At 62.9% G+C, this 24863-nt stretch carries 21 protein-coding genes; 18 read left to right on the top strand and 3 right to left on the bottom strand.

The window, feature by feature from the left end; all coding sequences use genetic code 11:
* The 6 genes from P9217_RS24785 to P9217_RS24760 form a co-directional block, all read left to right on the top strand.
* On the top strand, positions 1-1901 hold a 1901-nt coding region (locus P9217_RS24785; RefSeq protein WP_278088317.1), incomplete at its 5' end, for a VCBS domain-containing protein.
* A gap of 180 nt (positions 1902-2081) precedes the next feature.
* Complete coding sequence (locus P9217_RS24780; RefSeq protein ID WP_278088139.1) at positions 2082-3782, top strand: type I secretion system permease/ATPase; 1701 nt, start codon at positions 2082-2084, stop codon at positions 3780-3782.
* A complete protein-coding gene (locus tag P9217_RS24775; protein ID WP_095824821.1) occupies positions 3779-5119 on the top strand; it encodes an HlyD family type I secretion periplasmic adaptor subunit in 1341 nt (446 codons plus the stop codon). Before P9217_RS24780 ends, P9217_RS24775 begins: the two co-directional genes overlap by 4 nt.
* Before the next feature lie 148 nt (positions 5120-5267).
* Entirely contained in the window at positions 5268-5699 is a 432-nt protein-coding gene (locus tag P9217_RS24770) for a hypothetical protein (protein ID WP_278088138.1), read from the top strand.
* On the top strand, positions 5699-6565 hold the full coding sequence (locus P9217_RS24765; RefSeq protein WP_278088137.1) for an alpha/beta hydrolase: 867 nt from the start codon (positions 5699-5701) through the stop codon (positions 6563-6565). The genes P9217_RS24770 and P9217_RS24765 overlap by 1 nt, the downstream gene beginning before the upstream one ends.
* Before the next feature lie 27 nt (positions 6566-6592).
* A complete protein-coding gene (locus P9217_RS24760; protein ID WP_278088136.1) occupies positions 6593-7411 on the top strand; it encodes a hypothetical protein in 819 nt (272 codons plus the stop codon).
* Here P9217_RS24760 and P9217_RS24755 read toward each other — a convergent pair.
* The gene (locus P9217_RS24755) at positions 7400-8788 is read right to left on the bottom strand and encodes a cytochrome P450 (protein WP_278088316.1); all 1389 of its coding nucleotides are present in this window, start codon (positions 8786-8788) and stop codon (positions 7400-7402) included. The two genes, P9217_RS24760 and P9217_RS24755, sit on opposite strands and share 12 nt — an antisense overlap.
* On the opposite strand from P9217_RS24755, the gene P9217_RS24750 reads away from it, so the two are divergent.
* The 8 genes from P9217_RS24750 (at position 8783) to P9217_RS24715 (ending at position 18380) form a co-directional block, all read left to right on the top strand.
* Positions 8783-9706, top strand: coding sequence for an Lpg1974 family pore-forming outer membrane protein (locus P9217_RS24750; protein ID WP_278088134.1), 924 nt, complete (start codon positions 8783-8785; stop codon positions 9704-9706). The two genes, P9217_RS24755 and P9217_RS24750, sit on opposite strands and share 6 nt — an antisense overlap.
* Positions 9707-9725: 19 nt before the next feature.
* The gene (locus P9217_RS24745; RefSeq protein ID WP_278088147.1) at positions 9726-10583 is read left to right on the top strand and encodes an alpha/beta hydrolase; all 858 of its coding nucleotides are present in this window, start codon (positions 9726-9728) and stop codon (positions 10581-10583) included.
* A gap of 175 nt (positions 10584-10758) precedes the next feature.
* Entirely contained in the window at positions 10759-13200 is a 2442-nt protein-coding gene (locus P9217_RS24740; RefSeq protein WP_278088133.1) for an ATP-binding protein, read from the top strand.
* Between the two features lie 5 nt (positions 13201-13205).
* Positions 13206-13592, top strand: coding sequence for a response regulator (locus P9217_RS24735; RefSeq protein WP_278088132.1), 387 nt, complete (start codon positions 13206-13208; stop codon positions 13590-13592).
* A gap of 183 nt (positions 13593-13775) precedes the next feature.
* Entirely contained in the window at positions 13776-14168 is a 393-nt protein-coding gene (locus P9217_RS24730) for a response regulator (protein WP_067000929.1), read from the top strand.
* Positions 14168-15916, top strand: coding sequence for a YaiO family outer membrane beta-barrel protein (locus P9217_RS24725; RefSeq protein ID WP_127325160.1), 1749 nt, complete (start codon positions 14168-14170; stop codon positions 15914-15916). The genes P9217_RS24730 and P9217_RS24725 overlap by 1 nt, the downstream gene beginning before the upstream one ends.
* A 2-nt stretch (positions 15917-15918) precedes the next feature.
* On the top strand, positions 15919-16956 hold the full coding sequence (locus P9217_RS24720; RefSeq protein ID WP_278088131.1) for a HEAT repeat domain-containing protein: 1038 nt from the start codon (positions 15919-15921) through the stop codon (positions 16954-16956).
* A complete protein-coding gene (locus P9217_RS24715) occupies positions 16953-18380 on the top strand; it encodes a glycosyltransferase family 2 protein (protein WP_278088130.1) in 1428 nt (475 codons plus the stop codon). The genes P9217_RS24720 and P9217_RS24715 overlap by 4 nt, the downstream gene beginning before the upstream one ends.
* Positions 18381-18395: 15 nt before the next feature.
* On the opposite strand, the gene P9217_RS24710 is transcribed toward P9217_RS24715, so the two are convergent.
* Complete coding sequence (locus P9217_RS24710; RefSeq protein ID WP_278088146.1) at positions 18396-18647, bottom strand: Hpt domain-containing protein; 252 nt, start codon at positions 18645-18647, stop codon at positions 18396-18398.
* 202 nt (positions 18648-18849) lie between these two features.
* Here P9217_RS24710 and P9217_RS24705 point away from each other — a divergent pair, with 202 nt between their 5' ends.
* Both P9217_RS24705 and P9217_RS24700 read left to right on the top strand, forming a co-directional pair.
* Entirely contained in the window at positions 18850-19497 is a 648-nt protein-coding gene (locus tag P9217_RS24705) for a class I SAM-dependent methyltransferase (protein ID WP_127247005.1), read from the top strand.
* Positions 19498-19652: 155 nt separating this feature from the next.
* Complete coding sequence (locus P9217_RS24700) at positions 19653-21425, top strand: SLC13 family permease (protein ID WP_127243199.1); 1773 nt, start codon at positions 19653-19655, stop codon at positions 21423-21425.
* A gap of 51 nt (positions 21426-21476) precedes the next feature.
* Here P9217_RS24700 and P9217_RS24695 read toward each other — a convergent pair whose 3' ends face one another.
* Positions 21477-22556, bottom strand: a complete 1080-nt coding sequence (locus tag P9217_RS24695) for a mechanosensitive ion channel family protein (RefSeq protein WP_127239984.1) — start codon at positions 22554-22556, stop codon at positions 21477-21479.
* A gap of 467 nt (positions 22557-23023) precedes the next feature.
* Here P9217_RS24695 and P9217_RS24690 point away from each other — a divergent pair, with 467 nt between their 5' ends.
* Together P9217_RS24690 and P9217_RS24685 are read left to right on the top strand one after the other, a co-directional pair.
* On the top strand, positions 23024-23989 hold the full coding sequence (locus P9217_RS24690; RefSeq protein WP_278088129.1) for an amino acid ABC transporter ATP-binding protein: 966 nt from the start codon (positions 23024-23026) through the stop codon (positions 23987-23989).
* A 41-nt stretch (positions 23990-24030) separates the two neighbouring features.
* Positions 24031-24849: a transporter substrate-binding domain-containing protein gene (locus P9217_RS24685; RefSeq protein WP_278056079.1), complete on the top strand. Its 819-nt coding sequence runs from the start codon at positions 24031-24033 to the stop codon at positions 24847-24849.
* Positions 24850-24863 lie beyond the last annotated feature (14 nt).

The raw sequence follows: 24863 nt of genomic DNA, 5'->3' as shown, positions 1-24863 counted from the left end.
GCTTCACGGTGACGAGCCAGGACGGCACGGCGACGGGGACGGTGACGGTGACCATCACCGGCACCAACGACGCGGCGGTGATCACCGGCGATGCGAGCGGCTCGGTCACCGAGGCCTCCGGCGTTGCCAATGGCACGGCCGGCACCTCGCCGGCGACCGGCGACCTCGACGCCAGCGACGTCGACAGCGACACCGACTTCTCGGTGGTAAGCAACGGCGTGCACGGCACGCTGACCATCAATGCCGCCGGCGAGTGGAGCTACGCGCTCAACGAGAACGATGCCGCGGTGCAGGCGCTCAACGCCGGCGATCCGGCGCTGACCGACACCATCACCGTGCAGACCTCAGACGGCACCCAGCAGAACATCGTCATCTCGATCAACGGCGCCAACGACGCGGCGGTGATCACCGTCAACGGCGCCCAGGATGTCTCAGTCACGGAGAAGAGCGGCGTCGCCAACGGCACACCTGGCGATGCTTTCGCTTCGGGCGACCTCAATGCGACCGACGTGGACAATCCCGCGACCTTCAACATGCAGGCCGCAGTCGCCAAAAGCTATGGCACTTTCTCGATCGATGCCAACGGCGCCTGGAGCTACACGCTCGACGACAACAATGCGACCGTTCAGGCGCTCAACAGCAGCGGCGCGAACACCACGCTGCATGAACTGGTGACGGTCTCGACCGTCGACGGCACGCAGCAGGTGATAGACATCACCATCCACGGCGCCAACGACGCCGCGGTGATCAGCGGCACCTCGGCGGGGACCGTCATCGAAGCGGGCACCTCCAATGGCGGAGGCACGCCGACCGCCACCGGGGACCTTCTGTCGGCTGATGTCGACAACAGTACGGACGCCTTCCAGGCCGTCAATTCAGCGACGGCCAGCGCGCTCGGCTACGGCAGCTACACCGTGACCGCCGCGGGAGTCTGGACCTACACGCTCGACAACTCGAATCCGACGGTCAATGCCTTGACCGGCAGCCAGTCCTTGAGCGACAGCTTTACTGTCTTCTCCGAGGACGGCACGGCGAAACTGGTCTCGATTACCATTAATGGCGCTGACGACGGCGCACCGCGCTTTGCTCCGACTGACATCCAGCTTACACCAAGCACCACCACCGGGGATGTGAACTTCAGCTCGTTCCAGTTCACCGGAACACTGAGCGCCACCGATCCGGATCCGGGCAGCTTCGTTTACAGCATCACTTCGCAGTCGGATGCAGGCCTGTTCTCGGTCTCGGGGAACACCCTGAGCTCGGGAGATCTTTCGCCAAGCAAGACCTTCTCGGTGACCATACAGGCCACCCAGGTTGGCGACCCGATCGGACCCGCCTATCAGTATTCTGAGACCTTCCAGGTCATCACCGGCAGCAACGGTAATACTCCCAATTCACTCAATGGCGCCGCCGGTGCAGACGACATCCTCTATGGCAACGGCGGCGTGGATCAGATTTTCGGTTTGGCCGGCAACGATACACTGTTCGGCCAGAGCGGCAATGACACGCTGAACGGCGGCGATGGCAACGATATCCTTGTTGGCGGTATTGGCGCCGATACGCTCACGGGTGGCGCCGGCAACGATACGTTCCGCTATGGCTCGACTGTAACGGATTCCGCCCCTGGCGCCGGCAACTTCGACACCATCACCGACTTCGTCCATAGCGTCGACAAGATCGACCTGTCATCGATCGATGCCAATACGGTCAGCGGCGGCGATCAGGCCTTCCTGTTCGGCGGTCAGACCTCGGCCACCGTCGCCAACAGCATCACTTGGTCCGAAGTCGGCGGCAACACGATCGTTCGAGCCGATGTGAACGGAAACACCGCAGACACCGAATTCCAGATCACGCTGACTGGCGTCAACCTCGGACTGACGGCCAGCGACTTCGTGCTGTAACCAAAGAGGTGAGCCGCGCCCGCGCGGCTCACCTCGTATCCCGCTACCCCAGGATTCAGCTTACGAATTAAGGTTTACGACAGGTTTACGAGCGGATCGCGTGGCCGGGCGAGGGATCCGGAGTAGTATCGTTCCGGGCATGCAGTTTGAACAGGGGGCGGTTCTGCCGCTGGGTATTTTTTGAGTCTCGACAACAAATCCAGGATCGTCAGGGAAGCGCTTCGCGCCTGCCGCCGCTATTTCCTGTTTGCGGCGGTGTTCAGCCTGGCCATCAACCTGCTTTACCTCGCATCGCCGCTCTACATGCTGCAGATCTACGACCGGGTGGTCACCAGCGGCAGCGAGACGACGCTGGTGATGCTGACGCTGGTGCTGCTTGCGGCGTTCCTGGCGCTCGCCGGTCTGGACCTCGTGCGCGCCGCGATCCTGACGCGCGCCAGCGCGCGGCTCGACCGGCTGCTTTCGGCCAGGATCCTGGCGGCTTCCGTCGAGACCCCGTCGCAGGGTGCCTCGCCAAGCCAGCCGATCCGCGATTTCGACACCTTCCGGCAGGTGATCACCGGCAGCGGTATCCATGCCCTGTTCGACCTGCCCTGGTCGCCGATCTATATCGGCATCATCTTCCTCCTGCATCCCTGGCTCGGCTTCTTCGCGTTGGGCTCCTCGCTGCTTCTCATCGCCATGGCGGTGCTCAACGAATATATCGTGCGGGCGCCGCTGAAGCAGGCCAACGACCTTGCCACGGCCAACTACAATTTCACCGAAATGAGCCTCAGGAACGCGGAAGTCATCCGCGCCATGGGCATGATCGACGGCCTCGTCCGGCGCTGGGGGCGCGATCGCGGCCTGGCGCTCGGCCAGCAGGGGCGGGCGAGCGACCGGGCAGCGGTCATGTCCGGGCTGATCCGCTTCCTGCGCCTCACCATGCAGTCGCTTATCCTCGGCCTCGGCGCCTATCTGGTGATCGAGCGGCAGATCACCGGCGGCTCGATGTTTGCGGCCAGCCTGCTGCTGGGCAGGGGGCTGCAGCCGGTCGAGCAGATCGTCGGCCTCTGGCGCAGCCTGATCCTGGCGCGGGCCGCCCTTGGCAGGGTCGAGAGGCTGCTGGACGGCGGCGCGCAGGGCGAACGATCGTTCAACCTGCCGAAGCCCTCCGGCAAGGTCGCCGTCGAGCAGTTGAGCTTCGCCATTCCCAGCCTACAGAAGGTGCTGCTGCGCGATGTGTCGTTCCGGCTCGAAGCAGGCGAGGCGCTCGGCATCGTCGGCCCTTCCGGCGCCGGCAAGTCGACGCTGGCGCGTCACCTAGCCGGCATCATGCAGCCGAGCCGCGGCACGGTCAGGCTCGATGGCGCCGACATGACGCAGTGGGGAAGGGAGGCGCTCGGCGACCATATCGGCTACCTGCCGCAGGACATCGAGCTGTTTTCAGATACGGTGGCCGCCAATATCGGCCGCTTCAAGACCGATGTCGACCGCGAGGTGATCGAGGCGGCACGGCTCGCCGGCGTGCATGAGATGATTATCCGGCTGCCGCAAGGCTACGAGACGCAGATCGGCGAGGGCGGGGCGGTGCTGTCCGGCGGCTACCGGCAGCGCATCGCGCTTGCCCGCGCCGTCTTCGGCCTGCCGAACCTCATCGTGCTCGACGAGCCGAGCTCCAATCTCGATGCCGACGGCGATCGCGCCCTGGCCGAATGCGCGCTGGAGCTGAAGCGTCGCGGCAGCACGGTGATAATCGTCTCGCACCGGCCCTCGACTTTGGCCAATGTCGACAAGATCCTGCTCTTGCGGGATGGCGCGGTCGAAGCCTTCGGCATGAGAAACGAGATCGTGGCGCTGCTCAACCAGCGCGCGGCACCGATCACGGTGGCGGCCCAATGACCGATATCGCCGCTACCTATCGCAACCTCGCCGGCACCGAAGATGCGGGCGCCAATGCGGACTCGATCCGGGCACCGGTGTGGATCGGCCTGCTCATCATCGCCGCCTTCTTCGGCGTGTTCGGCGGCTGGGCCGCGGTCGCGCCGCTCAATGGCGCGGTGCTTGCCGATGCGGTGGTGAAGGTCGAAGGCAACCGCAAGAGCGTCCAGCATTTCGATGGCGGCACGGTGAAGGAAATCCGGGTCAAGGATGGCGACATCGTCAAGGCCGGCGATGTGCTGGTGCTGCTCGACGACACCCGCGCCCGGTCGGAATTCAACCTCTATTCCCAGCAATATGCGCTGCTGCGCGCCACCGATGCCCGCATCCGCGCCGAGCTGGACGGCCATGAGGCGGTTGCCTTCCCGAACGACATCACCGCCGAGCACCAGGCCTATCTGCAGGACGCCATGGCCAACCAGATTGCCGACCTCGAGAGCCAGCGCGCCTCGATGGCCGGCGCCAGGCAGATCCTGCAGAAGCGCATCGCCGAGCTCGACGAGCAGATCGATGGCAAGCAGGCGCGCGTCGAATCCTTTCGCGCGCAGCTCAAGTCGACGATCGACGAAAAGGCAAGCCTCAACAAGCTGCTGAAGGCGGGACTGACGACGAAGCCGCGTATCCTGGAGCTCGACCGCTCGGCCTCCGATCTGCAGGGCCTGATCGACCAGGCGCTCGGCGAGATCGCCGGAAATCGCCAGAGCAAGGCCGAACTCGAAAGCCAGATCGCGCAGCTCACCAACGAGCGTCGCGCAAAACTTTCGGCCATGCTGATCGACACCCAGTCGAACCTTGCCGATCTGGTGCCGAAGATGTTTGCCGCACAGGCCACGGTGGACCGCGCCGAAGTGCGCGCGCCCTATGACGGCCAGGTGATGGACTTGACCGTCTTTTCGACCGGCGCGATCGTCGCGCCCGGCCAGACCATTTTGGATATCGTGCCGACCAGGAATTCGCTGATCGTTCAAGCGCAGGTCAAGGTCGAGGACATATCCAGCCTGCGCGCCGACATGACGGCCGAGGTCCGCTTCACCTCGTACAAGCAGCGCACGACGCCGGTCATCCACGGCCGCGTCACCCGCGTCTCAGCGGACCGCGTCACCGATGCCAAGACCGGCTTTCCCTATTACGTTGCCGACGTGGCGGTGAATCAGCAGGAACTCGCCGCCGCGCCGCAGATCCAGCTCTATCCCGGCATGCCGGCGCAGGTCATGATCGTCACCGAGGAACGCACCGCGCTGGACTACATTCTGGGGCCGCTGACCACGTCGCTGCATACGGCCTTCCGGCAGAAGTGAGGGAACTGCCCGTCAAGGGGTAGCGCAAGCATTGGACGGCTGCAGTCCAAGCATTGCGGCGGTGCCGGCGGTCGATTCCCATTTCCGCACTAGCCCTACCTTGGCTGCTCAGCATAATCTCGCGCCCGTTTCCAACCCCCGAGTCCGCATGAGCAATCTCCTCTTCACCCGCGTTCCTTTCAACCCGGTCTCGCTCGGGCTTGTCTGCAACTTCATCGCTCACTATCCGCCATTCGACGGCTATGAATTCGGCCAGATGGTGAAGTCGCTTCGTTACCAGCTCGAGCAGCAGACGCATCTGATCGGCTCGATCGACGATGCAATCGTTGCCTATTTGGGATGGATCGTGACCAGCAGCGAAATTGCTGAGGCGTGGGTCGCGAACAATGGTCCGCTCAATTCCGATCCCAGTGGCAACTCCGTTGCCGCTACGATAATGGTGACGCGCTCATCCTCGCACATCCTGCCCTTGATCAAAGAGGCGAAGCTGCTCAACCCCGACAAATCCGTCTACTGGAAGCGCGACTTTATCGATGCGCGCGGCTCCATGAAGCGCGCCGTCCGCAAGCGGGACGCATGATGGACAAGGTAGTGTCCATCGAGGCGCTGACCCAGGAAATCCTCATCCGCCTTGGCGACCGCTATGCGTCGATGTTCGTGCGCATCTGGCAGCCGGCAGCCCAGCCGCGCGGCACCGTTTTTTGTCTGCACGGGTTCACCGGCAATGGAGCCGATTTCGACTATCTGGCGGCCTTCCTCTGCCGCAACGGCTATTTGGTAATTTGCCCTGACCTGCTCGGCCGTGGGCGCAGCGCCTATCTGGGGTCGGGTTACGACATCGAAGTCTATTCGAGGTGCTTGCGGGCGCTCGGTCAATTTGCCGGCAAGGAGAACCATTTCGTCGGCACATCGTGGGGCGGTTTGATCCTGATTCTGTTCCTGTACACGAACCGGGGCCGCGTCGATAAGATTGTCCTCAATGATGTCCCAATGATCGGCGGACCGAGAGTCGACGCGCTGCGGCGAGAGGTGATCCAGGAAAGCACGCTCATTTTCGAGACGCGCGCTGCAGCGAGGGAATATCTTCGCGCCTCAAAGCCGAGCATGGTGCAGGTCGAACAGCCGGTTTTGGACCGTTTCATCGACAACAGAATTGCTTCAGGTCCGGGCGGCTTTCGATTTGGGTTCGATCCCGCCACGACCGGAAATTTCGAGGCGATGACCGGGCGCGAGTATGACCTGTTCCCAATGATGGCCAAGCTCGACGCCCGCGTGATGCTCATGTACAGCCGCGAGAGTGAGTTCGTTGAGAGGAAGGCCTTGGAACGAGCTCGTCGCGCCCGCCCTGATCTCTGTCTCGTCGACAATATTGATGTCGGCAACTCCCCGTCGCTGATGACGCCTGATCAGCTTTACCTGATCCTCGGCTTTCTCTCGGCAGCTTGAGCGAGGTCTGCCCTGGCGAAACCACAAATGCACTTCGAGGAGGCGTATAGCAGGCTCCTTTCGACAGCTTTCGACCGACATGGTTCGTCGAGCAATCCGGCCAGGGTCTTGATCTGCACAACGCCGCGGACAGCCGGCCATACCTATTGTATGGTCATGCGGCATCTCGGGCTCGGCCTGCCGACCGAATACTTCCAGTGGCAATTTGCGGTGCCGCTCATGCGTCGTTGGACTGATGACGATACGATCGACGTCCTGGCACTTGATCGCCTGGCGGCCTCATACGGAAGGCAGCTTCTGGACAAGCGCTCGGTGAACGGCGTGTTTGCAGCCAAGCTGTTTGTCGGGAACCTGAATTTTGCCCGCCGCGCGGTCGGTGATGACGATGCCAACTCGTTTTATGTCTTCCTGAGCCGGCGGAACAAGTTTGATCAGACCGTCAGCCTGCTTTCGTTGCTCTATACCGGGCAACCATTCGACGGCGGAGAAACGCTGCCAGGAATCCCGGCGTTGAAAACCATAAGCCAGAAGGCCGTCATCGACACAGTGCGACACATTGCGGACTGCGAGGTAAGGTGGCGGAGCTACCTTTCGAGGATCGATGCGGCGAGGATAGTCCATGTCGCCTATGAGGACTTTGTTGCCAGTCCATATGACAATGTCCGGGCGACAATGCGAAACTGGTTTCCGGCCCACGACCTGGATATCGCTCCCGTGGCCGAAAGTCGGCGCTATGGAAATGATGCGGCCGTAAAGAAAATCATCGCAAGGCAATTCGGAGGCTTGATCCGGGAGCTTTGGCGCGACATGCCTGTCGGGGCGGATCAGAGCCCGTCAGCGCCTTGATACCGTTACCGACATACCGCTCGCCGGGCGCAGCGCCAGGGCATAGTCGAAGCGGATGATATCGTCCGCACGGGCGAATTCGAATTGCCGCACCACCGCGCGAACCGCCTGCTCCACTTCAAGGCGGGCGAGGCGCGCGCCTCCGCACATGCGCGGTCCGGTCAGAAAGGGGATGAAGGCGCGCCGGTCGAAACTGTTGTCGATGAACTCCTTGCGACTGGCATCGAAGGTCCGCGGATTTTCCCAGAAATCGGGATGCTGGTGCACGCCGACGACAGAAAGCATGACAAGCTGTCCGGCGCGCAATGCCGTGCCATCCAGAATGGTGTCGGAGCTCACTTCGCGCGTCAGGAATGGAATGGGCGGAAAATACCGCATCGTTTCATTGATGAAGCAGTCGGTGAATGGCGTCTGCCGCCCGTCGCCCAAGATTTCATCATGGATGCGCTCCTGCACTTTCTGGTTTGCGCCGAGCCTGTCGACCACCCACAGCACCGTCGTCACGGTGGTTTCGACGCCGGCGAAGAGGTTCATTACGAACTCCTCGATCGGGGAAAAGCTTTCGATCCCTCGGGCTTTCTCGGCGAAGCGCCCCATCTCGGCCGCCGCCCGAGGCTCTGCCATCAGTTGCGAGCCGAAATCCGCAATGACGGCGCGGGCATCCTGGATGGCGCTGTTTCGTTCGTCATTGCTCGGCGTGACCCAGGAATAGTACTGGAGACGGCGCAGTACCTCACGCACCCGGCCAAGCAGCGCCGCCGTCGGGCGGGCATCAGCAGCAAGCCCGAACGCTTGGTAGAAGATTTTCATGGCGCCCGCGAAGAGGGCCTGTTGGATGCCGACAAGCGAGGGCTCGGAGCCGGCAAGACAGTCGCTGAAGATCTCGTATACGCCTGCCTCGTGCGTGGGCTTGGCGGCAGTGAGATAGCGGTCCTGCGTGATCGCGCGCCTTGTCGACCACTCCTCGTCATTAGTGTTGAAGCGGCTGAAGCCGAGCGCCGAGATCAGCGAGAAGTTCTTGCGGAACAGGGTTGCGGCTTTGACGATCTTGTCGACGCTGTCGGGATGGTCGAATACGACGAGGTTGCCGATCTCCTTGGGACCAGCACCTTCCCGGTCATCTCGTCCGCTTTGTGCGAACAGGTTGGAGACGAGATTGTTGAGCATGCCTTCGATTTGCGTGGAATTGCTCACTCTACCTCCATGCCGGAACGCCCACGACCGCGACGTCCCTCCCAACCGGGCGATGTGCGCTATTGTTGCAAAGACGTGACAGTGACGCCGTAAAGTTGTTGGCGTCCCGCAGCGGGAATATGCCTTTATGAACTTGTCTGCAATAACACGCGGGCTGGATTCTGGGTGGGGATTGAAATGCATTCGCAGGGCAAGGGTAAACTTTTGGCGACGATGGCGGCATCGGCTGCCTCGGCGACAACTCTGGGCATGGCCACGGCTCACGCTACAGAGACGCAGCCGTCGGACCAGACCGTCATCGATTCGCGCATCAAGATGTCGTTCGAAGGTTCGTACTTCTGGAACAATGTCCATAAGGACGACAAGCTCAGCAGCGACAAGCTCGGCAACAGCAACGGCGACATCTCCGGGTCGGTCTCATTAACCAAGCAGATTTCCTCGGACTTGGATTGGCGTCTTGCCGGCGCTTTCCATATCGGCAAGGACCGGTCGGTCATCCTTGGTGAAGGACCAGTGACTGATCCAGACGGTATTTTGAGCCTTGGCTACGGCGACGGTTACACCTTCCAGGCTTTCGATTTCGACGTCGGCAAGCACGTGAAGGTTCAGCAGGCCGATATCCGCTTCTTCGGCGGCCTGCGGCTCGTGCATTCCGACGAAACGGTATTCGACGTGTCCAGCACATTCACGCCGACCAATCCTGCCGACAAGGGGGGCTCCGCCGACAAGATGGGCACGTCCGAATACTGGGGCATCGGTCCCCGGGCCGGTGCGGAGGCTTACTACCCTGTCGGCGAGAACTGGGGCCTGACGGGTGCCGTTTCGGGTGCCATCATGTGGGGCCGCCGCATCGACCGCGTCGGTCTCAACCTCTCGCAAACAAATCCGGACGCGCACGTTTCCGAGACGCTGTTCAGTCAGGGCTCGAGCGAAACGGTCTCGAACCTGGATGCATCGCTCGGCTTGAGCTGGACGCCGGTAGCAAACACCACATTCACCGCAGGCTACAAGATCGAAGCATGGCACAACCTGCTTGTGAACGCAGACCACGAAAATCAGGTTTTCCAAGGCCCGTTCCTGCGCCTCGAAGTAAAGATGTGATCGAAGTCGGTTGACTAAGGTGACTTCGGATACAGGTTTTGAGTCGAAGTTCGCATCGAACGGCAAAATAAAGCTACATTACGTTGCGGCGGGCTCAGGCCCGCCGATCGTTTTTCTACATGGGTTTCCCGATCATGGTCTCGGTTGGCGCAGGCAACTGGAAGCTCTGTGCGGCAACTTCAGGGTGCTGGCGCCGGATTTGCGCGGCTTTGGGCGAAGCGACGCTCCGCGGGGACACGCCCACTACGCCCTGCTGCCGAACCTTGTGGAGGACGTCCTGTCCGTGCTCGTGGCGGAGCAACTTTCCCAGGCCTCGATCGTCGGTCATGACTGGGGTGGAACCATAGCATGGTGGCTGGCCATGCGTGTTCCGCAGGCTGTACGCCATCTGGTTGTTCTGGCTACGCCTCACCCCCGGAATTATCTTCGTGCCATCGTCGATCCGGCCAACGCCCGATATTTCGCCTATATGCGTCTCTTCCAGGAAGTTGGTGCGGCCGCCTTGCCGGCGCCTGACGAGCTTGCCGCATGGGTTGCCGACGAGAGCGACCGGCAGGCGCTCTCGGCGTCGCTCCGACATTCCGATCCCGAGGCTATGCTGGGCTACTACAGCGCCAATATTCCGCTCGGCAGGGTGCCGGATATTGGCCAGTTGCCATTAGTCAAGGCGCCGACGTTGGTGATGTTCGGCGCTCAAGACCCGTATGTTCCTGCCGGCGCCTTCGATGGCACATACCGCGAAGTCGACAACGTCACATCGCTGCTGGCGTTGCCTGGTGCCGGGCATTTCATCCATCACCAGGCCGCTGCCTTCGTCACCCGCGAGATCGAGGGCTGGGTGTCGCGGCCACCGTCGAGCTTCCGCAGTCTGGCTTAGAGCCACTCGCCGCCGAGCTCCTCGACATATCCCGGCATGATCACGTCGGTCCGACGGGATCTTGGCGCCATGTCTCGTATTCGGCGTGTCACTCCGAATCAGCCTACTCCGCTCCCTCTTTAGACCTCGGATAGGTTTTGCCGGTATTTGTCGGAAAAAACGGAGCCGGAAAATCATGACCGAGATCTGGCACTCACTGCTGGCCAATCTTGCGCTGGTCTCCATCCTTATCGTCGCCTGGGACCTTGTGGCGGATTTCACCGGGCGTCTCTCGCGGCGGGCACATTCGCTGCTTTTGGGCGTGGTCATGTGCGCGGGCGCGGTCATTTCCATGGCGACGGCCTTGTCCGTCTCCGGCTTCATCGTCGACCTGCGTGCCGCGTTTATCGGCGCGGCCGCGTTCTTCGGCGGATGGCCGGCGATGCTCATCGCCGCTGCCGGCTCCATCGCCTATCGTCTTCATCTGGGCGGTCAGGGCGCCGAAGTCGGCGTCATGAGCATCCTGATCACCGCCGTCGTCGGCCTGGCCTGGCACCACATCGTCGCGGTCCGCTCGCGCACCATGTTCGACATACTCGGCCTCGGCCTGTCGGTCGCGCTGGCCGGGCTCATCACGCTTCTGGTCATTCCCTCGCAGGTCGTGACCGGCTTCGTGCAGCAGAGCACGTTGCCGTCGCTCCTGTTCCGCTTCCTGAGCACCTTCATCATTGCCGTGCTGCTCGACCGGCAGCAGCGGCGACGCGATCTCGCCATGTCCAACATGATATTCCGTGCCATGGTTCGCGAGCTGCCGGACAGTCTCAACGTGAAGGATGCTCGGGGGCGCTTCATCGCGGCCAATCCAGCCACCGCCGAACTGGTGCGCGCCGCCTCCGTCGAGGACCTCATCGGAAAGACGGATTTCGATTTCTATCCCAAGGACGTGGCCGAGCGCTTCAGGCAGGATGAATTGGGCGCACTGGAGGCCGGGCAGACGTTGCGCATCGATCAGCCCGCGCTCCTGCCTGACGGCAGGCAGGGCTGGCTTTACACGCTGAAGGCGCCGTTCCGCGACGAGGCCGGCAAGATCGTCGGCGTCATCACCTACAATCGCGACATCACCGAGCAGAAGCGAAACGCCCAGCTCAAGAACGACTTCATTTCCACGGTCAGCCACGAATTGCGAACGCCGCTGACATCCATCCGCGGCTCGCTTGGCCTGATCGCAGCCGGCGTCGCGGGCGAGCTGCCGCCCAAGGCCGCCAACCTCGTCAACATCGCCCACAACAACAGTGAAAGGCTGGTTCTTCTCATCAACGACATTCTCGACATGGAGAAGATCGAGTCGGGCGTCATCACCTTCAAGATCAAGCAGATGCCCGTGCGTGCGGTCCTGGAGCAGGCCATCGCCGCCAGTTCCAATTACATGGCCGATAGCGGGATCCGCATCGTCCTGGTCGACGATGCCCCGCGCGCCGAAGCCAGTATCGACCCCGATCGCCTGCACCAGGTGATGGCGAACCTGCTGTCGAACGCGATCAAGTTCTCCGATCCCGGCGGCACTGTCATGGTGAAGCTCCAGCGTCGCGAGCGCGACATGCTGCGCATCTCCGTTGTCGATGAAGGCGCCGGCATCCCGGAAGCGTTCCGCAGCCGCATATTCGGCAAGTTCGAGCAGGCCGATGCCTCCAGCACCCGCAAGAAGGGGGGCACCGGCCTGGGCCTGAGCATCGTGAAGACTATCGTCGAAAAGCTCGGCGGCGCCGTTTCCTTCGAAAGCGAGGAAGGCAAGGGGGCCTCGTTTCACGTCGATCTTGCCGAAGCGCAGAGAAGTGTCGAGAAGCCGGTTTTGGTCGAGCGCCGGTCGCGAAAGCGCGATGGCCGCCTGCGCGTCCTCATCTGCGAGGATGAGCCCGACATCGCTGCGGTGATCGCAGCGCTTCTCGACGCCGACGGCTTCTCCAGCGATGTCGCCCCCGATATCGGTACCGCAAAAGCGCTCCTGAACTCCCGCGACTATGTGGCGCTGACGCTCGACATCAAGCTGGCCGGGGAATCCGGCATCAAGCTTTTCCACGACATCAGGGTCTCACCGGTGAATTCCGAGATTTCGGTCATCGTCATCTCCGCCATCGCCGACGAGGCCAGGCGCTCGCTGAACGGAACCGCCATCGGCATCGTCGACTGGCTGGAGAAGCCGGTGGATTCGGCGCGCCTTCACGCCGCTCTCGCCAAGATCCTCGCCAGCAAGGTCGAGCGGAGGCCGAGGATCCTCCACGTCGAGGACGACGAGGGCGTCCTTGCCGTGATGTCAGCTGGCTTGGGTCCGGGCGTCTTGATCGCTTCCGCCAAAACGCTGCAGGAGGCGCGGAAGGCGGTCGCAAAGCATCGCTTCGACCTGGTCATCCTGGACATACTGCTTCCCGACGGATCGGGACTGGATCTGCTCATCGATCTGCCGCTGGAAACCCAAGTCATCGTGTTCTCGGCGGCCGAGTTGGATCAGAACCTCGGTGACCGGGTGCAGGCGATGATGACCAAGACCAAGGCGTCGGAGATCGATGTCGCCAGGCTGGTCAGGAGCATGTTGGTCTCATCGCTCGATAGCGCCAGACCCGCCTCCAGTGCCAAGGAGTGATGATTATGCCGGCAAGGATCCTCTATGTGGATGACGAGGACGACATCCGCGAAATCGCCCAGATGTCGCTGGAACTCGAGCCGGAATTCGAGGTGCGGTCCAGCGCCTCGGGCATCGCAGCGCTGACCGATGCCGCCGATTGGCGCCCTGACCTCATCCTGCTCGACGTGATGATGCCGGACATGGACGGGCCGGAAACACTGAAGCGCCTGGCCGATTCGCCGCTGACCGCCGCGATTCCGGTGGCGTTCATCACGGCGCGCACCCAGACGCATGAGGTGGAGCGTTATCTCGCCATGGGAGCCGTGGGAGTGATCGCCAAGCCGTTCGACCCGCTGGCGCTTGCGGGCGAGGTGAGAAGGCTGCTTTCGGGTCGTTCCGGCCCGGTTTAGCCGGCGAGAAAGCCGCGCAAAAGATGCCTGTCGGCAAGGTCGGTTTTGCGTTTGCCGCTCCTATACCATGGCCCAATATTCATCTAGTGATTGTGTCGAAATGCGGCCGCCGCGAATCGGCTTTATCTAAGATCGCGCGGCGTCATCTCTCCGGGGGGCGATGGAACCGGAGCAGGACTGGTGGTGGATGGAGCGAAGGCAAGAGTTCTGATCTGCGATGATGATCCCTTGTTGCTCGAGCTGATGGAATTCAGGCTGAGGGCGAAGGGCTACGAGGTCATCAAAGCGGTGGACGGCGCCGAGGCGCTGGCGAAGGCGGAGCAGGATGGCCCCGACATCATCGTGCTCGACGCGATGATGCCCAAGGCCGACGGCATCGAGGTGCTGGCGCGCATCAAGGGCGACCCGGTGCTGTCGAAGACTCCGGTGGTGATGCTGACCGCCCGCAAGGCCGAGAAGGACATCGTTTCGGCGCTTGAGAAGGGCGCCGACGATTATCTGGTGAAGCCGTTCATTCCCGAGGAGCTACTGGCCCGGCTGGCGCGTCTCATCGCCCGCAAGGGCGGGAAGCGCTGATGCGGCGCGGCCGGCGCTCAGCCTTTGCCGCATGCCTGATCCTGGCGATCGCCGCCGCTCCCGGCGCGGCGCTGGCGCAGACCGTCGACGAGCTCTACGCATCCGGCGTCAAGGCCAGGCAGGCGCAGCATTTCGACGAGGCCGCCGATCTTTTCCGGCGCGCCTTGGCGCTGAAAGCTGACAATGCCGACGCTCTTGTGCAGCTTGGCTTCGCCGAGCTCGGCCGCAACGATCTGCCGGCGGCGCGCGACGCCTTTTCCAGGGCGCTTTCCCTTGCCCCGGCCTATCGCGATGCGAGCTTCGGCATGGCCCAGGTCGAATTCCGCTCCGGCAATCTGGATGCGGCGCTGCCGCTCGCCGAGAAGGTCGCTGAGGCAGAGCCCGGCAATGCCGACGCGGCAGCACTTCTAGAGAACATCCGCAAGGCCAAGCAGGCCAGCCAGGCGAAGCCGGTTCCGGCTGCCGCGGCGCCGGCGAAGAAGCCGCCCCACCGGCGGCCCGATCCCGTCGCGATCCAGTTGGAGCAGGGCAGGCGGTTGCGGGCGGCGGGAAAGCCGGCCGAGGCCGAGACCGCCTATCGCCGCGCGCTCAAGCTGTCGCCCAGGAACACCGACACCCTGGTCGCGCTCGGCCTCGTTGTCGGCTCCACCCAGCGCTTCGACGAGGCCGGGCGGTTCTTCGACCGGGCGCTTGCGATCAGGCCCGGCCTTCTCGACGCTCGGTTGGGCAAGGTGCGCCTGGCGATCTGGCAGGGCGACGCGCCGCGCGCCCGCGCCCTGGTCGGTGATGTGCTGGCCTCGGCGCCGGACAATGTCGAGGCCCTCAACCTTGATGCGAGAATCGCCTTGCTCGAGGCCGACTACCAGCGGGCCGGGCAATCGTTGCAGCGCGCGCTGGCGCTCGATCCGCGCAATGCCGAGGCGCTGGTCGGGCTCGGCGACGTGCGCCGTGCCGAGGGCGACGACGAGGCCGCGCGGCAGGCTTACGGCCAGGCGCTCGCCATCGAGCCGGGTTCGGCCGATATCGAGCAAAGGCTGGCCGCGCCGCCGCCGCGCAAATGGCGGCTCGACCTCGGCAGCGAGGTGAGCGATCTCACCGACGGGCTTGGCGACTGGACCGACAGTTCGGCCGGCCTTTCCTATCGGCTATCGCCCCAAACGACGATCTCCGGCCGCACGCGGCTCGCCACCCGCTTCGGCAACACCGACGTCCAGATCGAGGGCCGCGTCGACCAGGCCTTCTCGCCGGCCTTCTCCGCCTATGCGCTGGCCGCGGCGACGCCGGATGCCGACTTTCTGGCGCGCTATTCGATCGGGGCCGGCGCTTCGTGGCAGGTCGTGGCGCCGGCGAAGGTCTTCGGCCCGCTTTCGCTCAACGTCGACGCCCGCTACGACAATTTCGCCGACGCCGACGTCACCAGCATCCAGCCCTGGCTGCAGGGCTATCTCCTCGACGGCCGTCTGGGGCTTTCCGCCCGCTGGGTGCATGCCGAGGACGATATCGGGACGCGCGCGGACGGCTATGTGCTTCGTGCCGACCTCGCGGTGACGCCGCATGTCAATCTCTTCGGCGGCTATGCCGACGCCCCCGAAATCTCCGACGGCACGCTGGTGCCGACGCGCACCGTCTTTGGCGGCCTCTCCGTCGACGTCAGCGATCCGCTGACGCTGCGCGCCAGCATCGCGCATGAACAACGCCCGACATTCGACCGAAGCATATTCGGGCTCGGGCTGACGGCGCGGTTCTGACCATGTGGTACGTCTGGAATCTCTCCATACTGCTCAGCGCGCTCTCCCTGGTGATCATGCTGTTTTTGATCGCGCGCCGTTTGCTGCGGGAGCGCCGGGACAGCGCCAGAGCCGGACAGCGGCGCCAGCTTCTGACGGCGCTGATCGCCTTCACCGAAGATCGCGACCGCCAGACGCTGAAAACGGCCATTCTTTCGGTGCCGCCGGGCGTGGCGATCGAGGCCGGCTTCGAGTTCGTTTCGCTGCTGCGCGGCGAGGAGCGTGACGAGGTCCTTGTCGCCTTCAACGAATGCGGCCTGCCGGCCCTCGTCGGCAGGCAGCTGGAACGGGGCAATGTGGCCGAACGCATCCACGCGGCCGAGATGCTGGCGGCGCTGGGGTCGCAGAATGCGACGGCTAGCCTGCTTTCGGCGCTGGACCAGGACCGCTCGCGCGAAGTCAGGATCGCCGCCGCCATCGCGCTCTGCGATCTCGGCAGCCTGCCCCTGCTCGGCGTCGCGCTGGACAAGATCGGCGTGGCGGGACAGCGCTCGCGACGCCTGATCGAACTGTTCAGGCGCTTTCCGCGCACGCGCTTCAACGAGCTTGCGATCCATGCATCGCGCGTCGACGCCGTGCCCTTCATCAGGGCGGCCGCGATCGACGCGCTCGCCCGCGCCGGCGGCTTCGGCTTTGCCGCCTTCTTCGCCGGCTTGACCGGCGATGCCTCACCCGAGGTTGTCGCCGCGGCTCTGCGCGCGCTGGGCCTCACCGGACACGCCGATGCACCGGCGATCCTGACGAGCGCGATGGCAAACGACGACTGGGACGTGCGCGCCGCCGCCGCCGAGTCCGCGCGACGCCTCGGCCTTCCCGAACTTGCCCCGCCGCTGTCCAGGCTGCTGGACGACGAGGTCTGGAGCGTGCGCTATGCCGCCGCCAAAGCGCTGCGCTCCTTCGGCCAGCCGGGCGAGCGGCTGCTGCGCCAGATTGCCGACAGCGAGGTCTCGCGCAGCCAGCGCACCGCCTCGCTCATTCTTGCCGAGGGGCCGGCCGCATGATTGCCGATTGGAGCGACGAGATCGTCCTTGCCGCCACCATCCTGTCCTGGTTCATCATCGCGGCGGGGCTGGCGCAGACGACAATCTATCTGCTGCAGCTCGTCCTCGCCGGCTATGCGCTGTCCAAGCGCCCGCCGGTGGCGCGCTCGGCGCTGCTCTGGCAGCGCTACGGCGAGGTCGCGCCGCCAATCGCGCTTCTGGTGCCGGCCTATAACGAGGAAGTGAATGTGGTGGAGAGCGTCCATTCGATGCTGGCGCTCGAATATCCGAATTTCGAGGTCATCGTCGTCAATGACGGCTCGAAGGACCAGACCTTGCAACGCCTGATCGAGGGCTTCAAGCTGGTGAAGTTCCATCGTCCCTACGAGGACGCGCTGGCGCACAAGCCGATCCGCGGGCTCTATTCCTCGCCGATGACCGAGCGGCTGTTCGTGGTCGACAAGGAGAATGGCGGCAAGGCGGACGCGCAGAATGCCGGCATCAATGTCTGCCGCGCGCCGCTCTTCTGTGTGATCGACGGCGATTCCATCCTCGAGCCCGACGCGCTGATGCGCGCCGCCCAGCCCTTCATCGACGATCCCGAGCGCATCATCGCCGTCGGAGGCACGATCCGCATCGCCAACGGCTCGAAGATCGAGGCCGGCAGGGTGCGCGAGGTCCATTTGCCGAGCCGCCTGCTGCCGCTCTTCCAGGTGGTCGAATATCTGCGCGCCTTCCTGATGGCCAGGCTTGCCTGGAGCAGCGTCAACACGCTGATGCTGGTTTCCGGCGCCTTCGGCATGTTCCGCCGTGCCGAAGTGGTGGCGGTGGGCGGCTTCACCAAGGGCTCGATGGGCGAGGACCTCGACCTTGTGATCAAGCTGCACCGCCACATGCGCGACAAGAAGCGCAAATACCGCGTTCAGTTCATTCCCGAGCCGGTGTGCTGGACCGAGGCGCCGGAAACGCTGAGCGTTCTGGCGAGGCAGCGCACGCGCTGGCAGCGCGGAGCGCTCGAATGCTTCTTCCGCTACCGCGCCATGTTCTTGAACCCGCGCTATGGCCGCGTCGGCTTCCTCGGCTTCGGCCACATCTTCATCGTCGATGTGATGGGGCCGGTGGCGGAGGTGCTGGGCTATATCCTGATCCCGGCCTTCTGGCTGCTCGGCATCCTGTCGGCCGAATATCTCCTGGCCTTCACCTCGCTGATCTTCACCTATGGCGTCTGTGTCAGCGTCTGCTCGCTCATCCTGGAAGAGGCCGAGCTGCAGCGCTTTCCGCGCGCCAGGGATCTCGCCGTGCTGACGGCGGCCGCCGTGATCGAGAATTTCGGCTACCGCCAGCTCAACAATTTCTGGCGCGTGAAGGGCTGGTGGCAATTCGTGCGCGGCAACCAGGGCTGGGGCGAGATGACCAGGACCGGCCTCGGCGCCGCCAAGAAGTGAGCCCGGCGGGTGCCGTCAGGCCAGCGTCCGCTCGATCTCCGCGATTAAGGCATCGAGCGCCGCGCGGACATCGCCGCTTTCCGCCTGCTCGATGAGCAGCGTCTCCAGCTCTGAGGCCCGCACGCTGATCTCCGCAAAGCCGAAAGTGCCGGCCGCGCCGGCGAGCGAATGCGCGAGCTTGGTCAGGTCGGAGCCGGGCAGCGCCTCGCGCGCCGCCTGCAGCTCCGCGAGCTGAGCCGCGCAGCGGGTGAGGAAACGTTGGCGCAGGGGGGCGAAGGGATCGGTTGAGATGGAGATTCTCCCGAGCGAATGAGGAGATATTGAAACAGAAAGCGGAGCGAAGCGGAATGGCGAGTGGGGCTACCTGTCGCTCATCTGTCGCCTTGCTTGGCTGCGTCGCCGGCCCCGCCAGTTACGCTGCGTTTAGCGCCGCCGTATAAAGAATGGGAATCCGGAGGGCAGCACGCTGATGTTGGACAATTACGAGGTGGACCGATTTGGCGTGATCCACCAGATCGACTTCACGCCGATCAAATACGACAAGCAATATATTTCCTATTACGAGGACCTGAGCGACCGGACCATCAAGCTCGGATATCAGCGGCTTGGCTGGGTGCTGGGATTGACCGGCGCGATCCCCCGCTCGGTGCTGGAGATTGGGTACGGCACCGGCACCTTCATCGAAGCCGCGAAGATAACCGGGGTCGCCGATTGCGCCGGCTACGATATCGCCGAGTTCCCGCTGCCCGCGGGGGTCCGCTTTGTCGGTTGGGACGAGGCGCTGGCCAGTTCGTGGGATCTGGTCGCCATGTTCGACGTGCTCGAACACATCCCGGATCTGGGTTTCCTTGGCCGCCTGCAGACCCGGCACCTGGCCGTCGCCGTCCCTTATTGCCGCTGGCGCGAGCTCGGCGCCGACGGCGACGCCTGGTTCCGAAGCTGGCGTATGCGTCTCCCCAACGAGCATTTGCACCACTTCGACCGCGACTCGCTGGTGGCGTTGCTCGCCCACAGCGGCTTCGAATGCGTGACGCTGAACTGCTTCGAGGACGGCATCAGGCTGCGGCCCGGCGAAGCCGGCCCGAACATTCTGTCCGGCTTCTTCAGCAAGCGATAGGGCAATTTCGCCCGCGCGCGAGGGCAGAGCCGGGCGATGGGCCGCGCTCATGCGCGATGGCCTTCAGCTCCGCCAGCAGCCCAAGACCGTCGGGCCAAAGCAACAAAGGAGCAGTCTGGGCGTTCTGATCAGCCGCTTGCGGAGCAGCCGAAGACATGACCATGCCGCAAATCCTGTCGTTCGCCGTCACCTTCGTGATGATGGCAGCGTTCGTATGGGGCCGCTATCGCTATGATCTCGTCGCTGCCGCGGCGCTGTTGCTCGCCCTCGCCGTTGGGATTGTGCCCTTTGACAAAGCCTTCAGCGGGTTTAGCGACGATATCGTGATCATTGTCGGCAGTGCTCTGCTGGTGAGCGCAGGCATAGCGCGATCGGGCATCATGGAACTCGCCATCGCGCGCTTTGCTCCGAAATTGTCGGGAGTTCGCTCGCAACTGGCGCTGCTGGTGATCGTGGTGACGTGCCTGTCTGCCTTCGTCAAGAATATAGGCGCGCTGGCGATCATGATCCCGATCGCCTTTCAGTTCGCGCGCCGGTCCGGCACCTCGCCATCGATATTTCTGATGCCCATGGCGTTCGGGTCATTGCTCGGCGGTCTCATGACGCAGGTGGGCACTTCCCCGAACATTGTTGTCTCCCGGGTGCGAGAGCAGCTGACCGGAACGGCGTTCACAATGTTCGACTTCGCGCCCGTTGGAGCGGCCGTCGCCGCCGCCGGAATGATCTTTCTGCTGTCTTTCTATTGGCTGTTGCCGGTGCGCGAAAAGCTCGGCGGGGCGCTGAATGAAGCCCTCGACATCAAGGACTACCTAACCGAGGCGCGCGTTGTCGGAGATTCCACCGTGCTTGGGAAGACCGTCGCCGACGTCATAAAGCTTGCCGGCGGCGATGCCGTCGTGACGTCGATCCTGCGCAATCGGACGATGCGGATGACGCCGCTGCCCGATGCTGTCCTGAAGGTGAACGACATCCTGTTGCTCGAAGGCGACCCGGCGGCGCTGGATCGCCTTGTCTCGCAAGGCAAGCTCAGCGTCACGGGCGATCGGGTGAATGAAGAGGTCACCACCAGCGAGATGGTCGCTATCGAGGCCGTCATTGGCGAAAGCTCGCCTTTGATCGGCTGGACGGCCCAGCGACTTGCCCTCTACGATCGCTTCAACGTCAACCTCCTGGCTGTCAGCCGTCGCGGCCAGCGCCTCGATCGCAGGCTCGCCAAGGTCGAGCTAAGGCTCGGGGACGTCGTCGTGTTGCAGGGCAATGCAACCACAATGCCCGAGACACTGCGCGGACTCGGCTGCCTGCCGCTGGCGGAAAGGCCTATCCTTCTTGGCAGCGTGCGCAAGGGTATCGTGCCCGTGGTAATCCTCGCCCTTGCCATGCTCACGACTGCCGTGGGTCTGCTCCCTGTTCCCGTCGCTTTCTTTGCGGCCGCGGTCGGGATCGTGCTGTTCAAGGTCATCCCGCTCCGCGACGTCTACCAGTCGCTGGATGGCCCAATCCTGGTGATGCTCGCCGTTCTCATCCCGGTGAGCGATTCGCTGCGCACTACGGGGGCGACCGCGCTGGTCGCCGCGGAGCTTGCCAGGTTCGGGACCGTTCTTCCGGCGCCCGGCGCCCTGACGCTGATCCTCGTTGCCGCCATGGCCGTGACGCCATTCCTCAACAATGCCGCGACCGTGCTAGTCATGGCGCCCGTCGCGTCGGAATTCGCCGCCGATCTGGGCTATAGGCCGGAAGCATTTCTGATGGCTGTCGCCATTGGCGCCGGCTGCGACTTCCTCACGCCGATCGGGCACCAATGCAACACCCTTGTCATGGGGCCGGGAGGCTATCGTTTCAGCGACTATCCGCGTCTGGGGCTGCCGCTGTCGTTCCTTGTCGTCATTGTTGCCGTGCCGATGCTGGCGATCGTCTGGCCAATGAACTGACAAGCCGTAGAAGGATGCGAACGACCTCGCTCTACCAAGCTGCCGGGAAGTTCACCGCAAATTGCTCTTTGGAAACAGCACGCGATCGGGTTCTGCATTCATTCGCGCCAGCATTTCCTTGATCAAGCGTGTCTTGGTGCGCCCCGCTTCCTTGGGCGGCACGAGGTAGCGCACGATGGCTTCGAGCCAGGTATTTTCACTGACGCGAAAATGAACCACCGGATGCTCCTTCACTTGCAGCTCGTCCACCGGCGTTTTCGACAGGATGTCCTTATAGACCTTCACCTTCTGGCTCATGATGTCGCCGATCTGCTCGTCCACGACCTCTCGCATGGTTTTCGCCACGAATTCCAGATCGCTGTCGTAGGCGAGCTGGAACTTGATTTCGTTCCAGACATAAGGAAACAGCGGCCAGGAATAGTTGAAGACCGGCGTGTCGAACACGGTGGAGTTCGGGAACTTGATGACGCGTCCGCTCGGATGATCGGTCCAAAGATGTTCGCCGCCGAATTCCCACAACGTCGTGTCGAGATAGCTGACGTCGATGACATCGCCATGGGCGTCGCCGATGCGAATCCGGTCGCCGACGCGATAGGGCGCCCGGGCCAGAATATAGATCCAGGCGATGAAACTGGAGATCGGCATCTGCAGCGCGAAGCCGAGAGTCAGTGAAATCAGCCCGAGCGAAACGACGGCGGCGTACCAGTTCACGAACAGAACCGAGATGGCCACGAAGACGACGGCGACCACGACGATCAATCGAAAGATTCGTTTCAGGTTGAAGCGCGAAACGCGATTGGGAATTCGGCCGATGAGAAAGACTTCGACGATATTCGCTATCGTCAACATGACGAAGATGAGAAGGCCGCCCCAGACGTAGTTCAGCACGCGGGCGCGCAAAGGCGCCTCAAACCATTCCACGCGCCAATTGATGAGAAGTTGGACGGCAAAGAGCAGCAAGGCTACGGCAGCGAAACCAGCCGTCCACCAGAGGTCTTCCTTGCGAAAGCTGAAGCGGAACTTTTCCTCGGGCTTTTTCGCCTGCTGCTGGATCGTTTTCGGATCGGCAGTCCGCTGCGCGGCCCGTTCGAGCCGGGAAAGGTTCTCCTGTTCCTTGTCGCGCCGTTCCATGGATTCGCCATCCGATGTCGCATCAACATCGAGGAGCGGCTAATCGTTCCGCAACGGCGGCGTTGGAATGAGGCGTTTGCCGGCGCGTGGGTCTCGTCGCTATGTGGACGTGCTCGAACCGGATCGGGTTCCCCGACCGCTGCCGACCCGTCACCTGGCGCCGCCGTCCCTTAATGCCGCTGGCGCGGGCTCGGCGCCGGCGGCGACGCGTGGGCGGCCCGGCGGAGCGACATTCTGTTTAGGAAGCGATAGGCGAGTCTATGTTCGCCTGAGGCCGGGCGAGGGGCGGATTATCTGCGATGATCTTCATTCCGCGAATTGGATCCGACGCGCCAAATGTAAGCTGTTCCTGTAGATTTTTCTCGCAACCAATTTGATCTATCTTGACACCGGTTGCGATACCAATGTCATATTGGTCCTAAGAATCCCGAGATTGGTTTCAAATAGTTGCTAGAGGCAGCGAGCCGATGAACGTGACTGACAGCAAGGGATATCGAACCGTTTCGAGGAGGAGCGCCATAGACGGCGCCGTCACCGACGAAAGTGGGAGCGATGGTCACAGTCGCCTAACACTTAACGAACTCGCGCAGACGATGGACAGCCGGGGCCAGCCCCATGTTGAGAAGGTGCGATCTGAATGGAACCGAAGACGCCGTGACACGGCCCCGGTTCTAAAGGTCCATGAACTCAGTAAGAATCTCGGCGCGATCAGGATCCTTAACGACGTCACTTTCCAGATGGCGGAAGGGGAGGTCATATCCCTTATCGGCGCGTCTGGCTCGGGAAAGAGCACGTTGTTGCGCTGCATAAATTTTCTGGAGACGCCGACCTCAGGGAGGATCGAGGTGATGGGCGACGCAATCTCCATCACCAATCGACCGGGCAAGAGCGAAATCACCAACCGCGCGAAGATCCGGCTCTTTCGCCAGCGGACTGGCATGGTGTTCCAGAACTTCAATCTCTGGCCGCACCGGACCGTGATCGGCAACGTGACAGAGGCGCTCGTCTACGTGCTCGGGAAAGGAAGGCGGGAGGCCGAGGATATGGCGCTTTCGGCGCTTTCCAAGGTGGGGATGGCCGAATTCCGCGACCGCTATCCCAGTCAGCTTTCAGGCGGTCAACAACAGCGCGTGGCGATCGCACGGGTGCTGGCGATGCGACCAAAGATCATGCTTTTTGACGAGCCCACATCCGCGCTCGATCCGGAACTCGTGGGCGAGGTGCTGAAGGTGATCCGCACGCTGGCCGAAGAGGGGGCGACCATCCTTCTCGTCACCCATGAAATGCGGTTTGCGCGCGACGTGTCGAGCCGAATGATATTCCTGCGCAAAGGTATCCTTGAGCAGGACGATGCGCCGGAAGAGTTGTTTCGCAACCCTGCCTCGGAGGCGGTGAAACGGTTTCTCTCCAGCGTCATGCCAGCCGCCGCGTGATCGCGGTTTTCTTCAGCAGAACAAGAAAAGGGGTAACACTCATGCTTTCAGTTCAAACGTTTCGTTCGATTTTCGTATCCGGTTTCATGCTCGCCGCCGCAGCCGGTGCTGCGCGCGCCGAGGAAGGCGTCCTACGCGTCGGCACGGAAGGGGACGCGCCGCTGTTCAGCATGGCCGACGCCAACGGAAACGTCACCGGCTTCGACGCCGACGTTGCCAACGGTATCTGCGCCGAACTCAAGATGAAGTGCAAATTCGTGGTGCAGGCTTTCAGTTCGCTGGTTCCCTCCATGGATAGCGACCGCTTCGACGTGATCATTTCCGGCCTTGGCATCACTGCCGAGCGTCAGAAGAAGATCGACTACTCCATCCCGTACGCCACCACCCCGCTCTATTTCGTGGTCCCCAAAGATTCCGCTCTTGCCGGGCTCAAGAGTCTCGAGGAGATCGAAAAGGCGCTCGCGGGAAAGAGTGTCGGCGTCGTGACAGGTACGACCTATGCCAAATTCATCGGCAAGCGGGCGACCAGCGCCGATCTCAAGACTTATGATGCCACCACTCAGCAGACCGCTGATCTTGCGGCTGGCCGCCTGGATGCCGCTTTCGGCGACTCCCCGACCTGGATGGATTTCCTCGCTACACCGGACGGCGCCAACTTCACGAAGATCGATGTGAAGATTACGGCGATGAGCGATCCTGAAACCCTCGGCCACGGCATGGGTGTCGGCATGCGCAAGGGGAATGCCGAACTCAAGGCTAAGGTAGATGCCGCGCTCTGCAACATGATCGATGGAGGTAAGATCAAGGAGTCTTCCCTCAAGTGGTTCAAGGACGACTACACCATTCCGTGCAATAAGTGATCCTCTCGCAACAA

Source organism: Mesorhizobium sp. WSM4989 (assembly GCF_029625795.1).
Lineage (GTDB): Bacteria > Pseudomonadota > Alphaproteobacteria > Rhizobiales > Rhizobiaceae > Mesorhizobium.
Note: the sequence above shows the minus strand (reverse complement) of the source record. Positions and strands in the feature narration are given on the sequence as shown.

Coding starts and splice junctions, on each gene's coding strand:
- P9217_RS24775 (WP_095824821.1), top strand. CDS start 3,779: ATGACCGATATCGCCGCTACCTATCGCAACCTCGCCGGCACCGAAGAT.
- P9217_RS24770 (WP_278088138.1), top strand. CDS start 5,268: ATGAGCAATCTCCTCTTCACCCGCGTTCCTTTCAACCCGGTCTCGCTC.
- P9217_RS24765 (WP_278088137.1), top strand. CDS start 5,699: ATGGACAAGGTAGTGTCCATCGAGGCGCTGACCCAGGAAATCCTCATC.
- P9217_RS24760 (WP_278088136.1), top strand. CDS start 6,593: ATGCACTTCGAGGAGGCGTATAGCAGGCTCCTTTCGACAGCTTTCGAC.
- P9217_RS24750 (WP_278088134.1), top strand. CDS start 8,783: ATGCATTCGCAGGGCAAGGGTAAACTTTTGGCGACGATGGCGGCATCG.
- P9217_RS24755 (WP_278088316.1), bottom strand. CDS start 8,788: ATGCATTTCAATCCCCACCCAGAATCCAGCCCGCGTGTTATTGCAGAC.
- P9217_RS24740 (WP_278088133.1), top strand. CDS start 10,759: ATGACCGAGATCTGGCACTCACTGCTGGCCAATCTTGCGCTGGTCTCC.
- P9217_RS24735 (WP_278088132.1), top strand. CDS start 13,206: ATGCCGGCAAGGATCCTCTATGTGGATGACGAGGACGACATCCGCGAA.
- P9217_RS24725 (WP_127325160.1), top strand. CDS start 14,168: ATGCGGCGCGGCCGGCGCTCAGCCTTTGCCGCATGCCTGATCCTGGCG.
- P9217_RS24720 (WP_278088131.1), top strand. CDS start 15,919: ATGTGGTACGTCTGGAATCTCTCCATACTGCTCAGCGCGCTCTCCCTG.
- P9217_RS24715 (WP_278088130.1), top strand. CDS start 16,953: ATGATTGCCGATTGGAGCGACGAGATCGTCCTTGCCGCCACCATCCTG.
- P9217_RS24705 (WP_127247005.1), top strand. CDS start 18,850: ATGTTGGACAATTACGAGGTGGACCGATTTGGCGTGATCCACCAGATC.
- P9217_RS24700 (WP_127243199.1), top strand. CDS start 19,653: ATGACCATGCCGCAAATCCTGTCGTTCGCCGTCACCTTCGTGATGATG.
- P9217_RS24695 (WP_127239984.1), bottom strand. CDS start 22,556: ATGGAACGGCGCGACAAGGAACAGGAGAACCTTTCCCGGCTCGAACGG.
- P9217_RS24690 (WP_278088129.1), top strand. CDS start 23,024: ATGAACGTGACTGACAGCAAGGGATATCGAACCGTTTCGAGGAGGAGC.
- P9217_RS24685 (WP_278056079.1), top strand. CDS start 24,031: ATGCTTTCAGTTCAAACGTTTCGTTCGATTTTCGTATCCGGTTTCATG.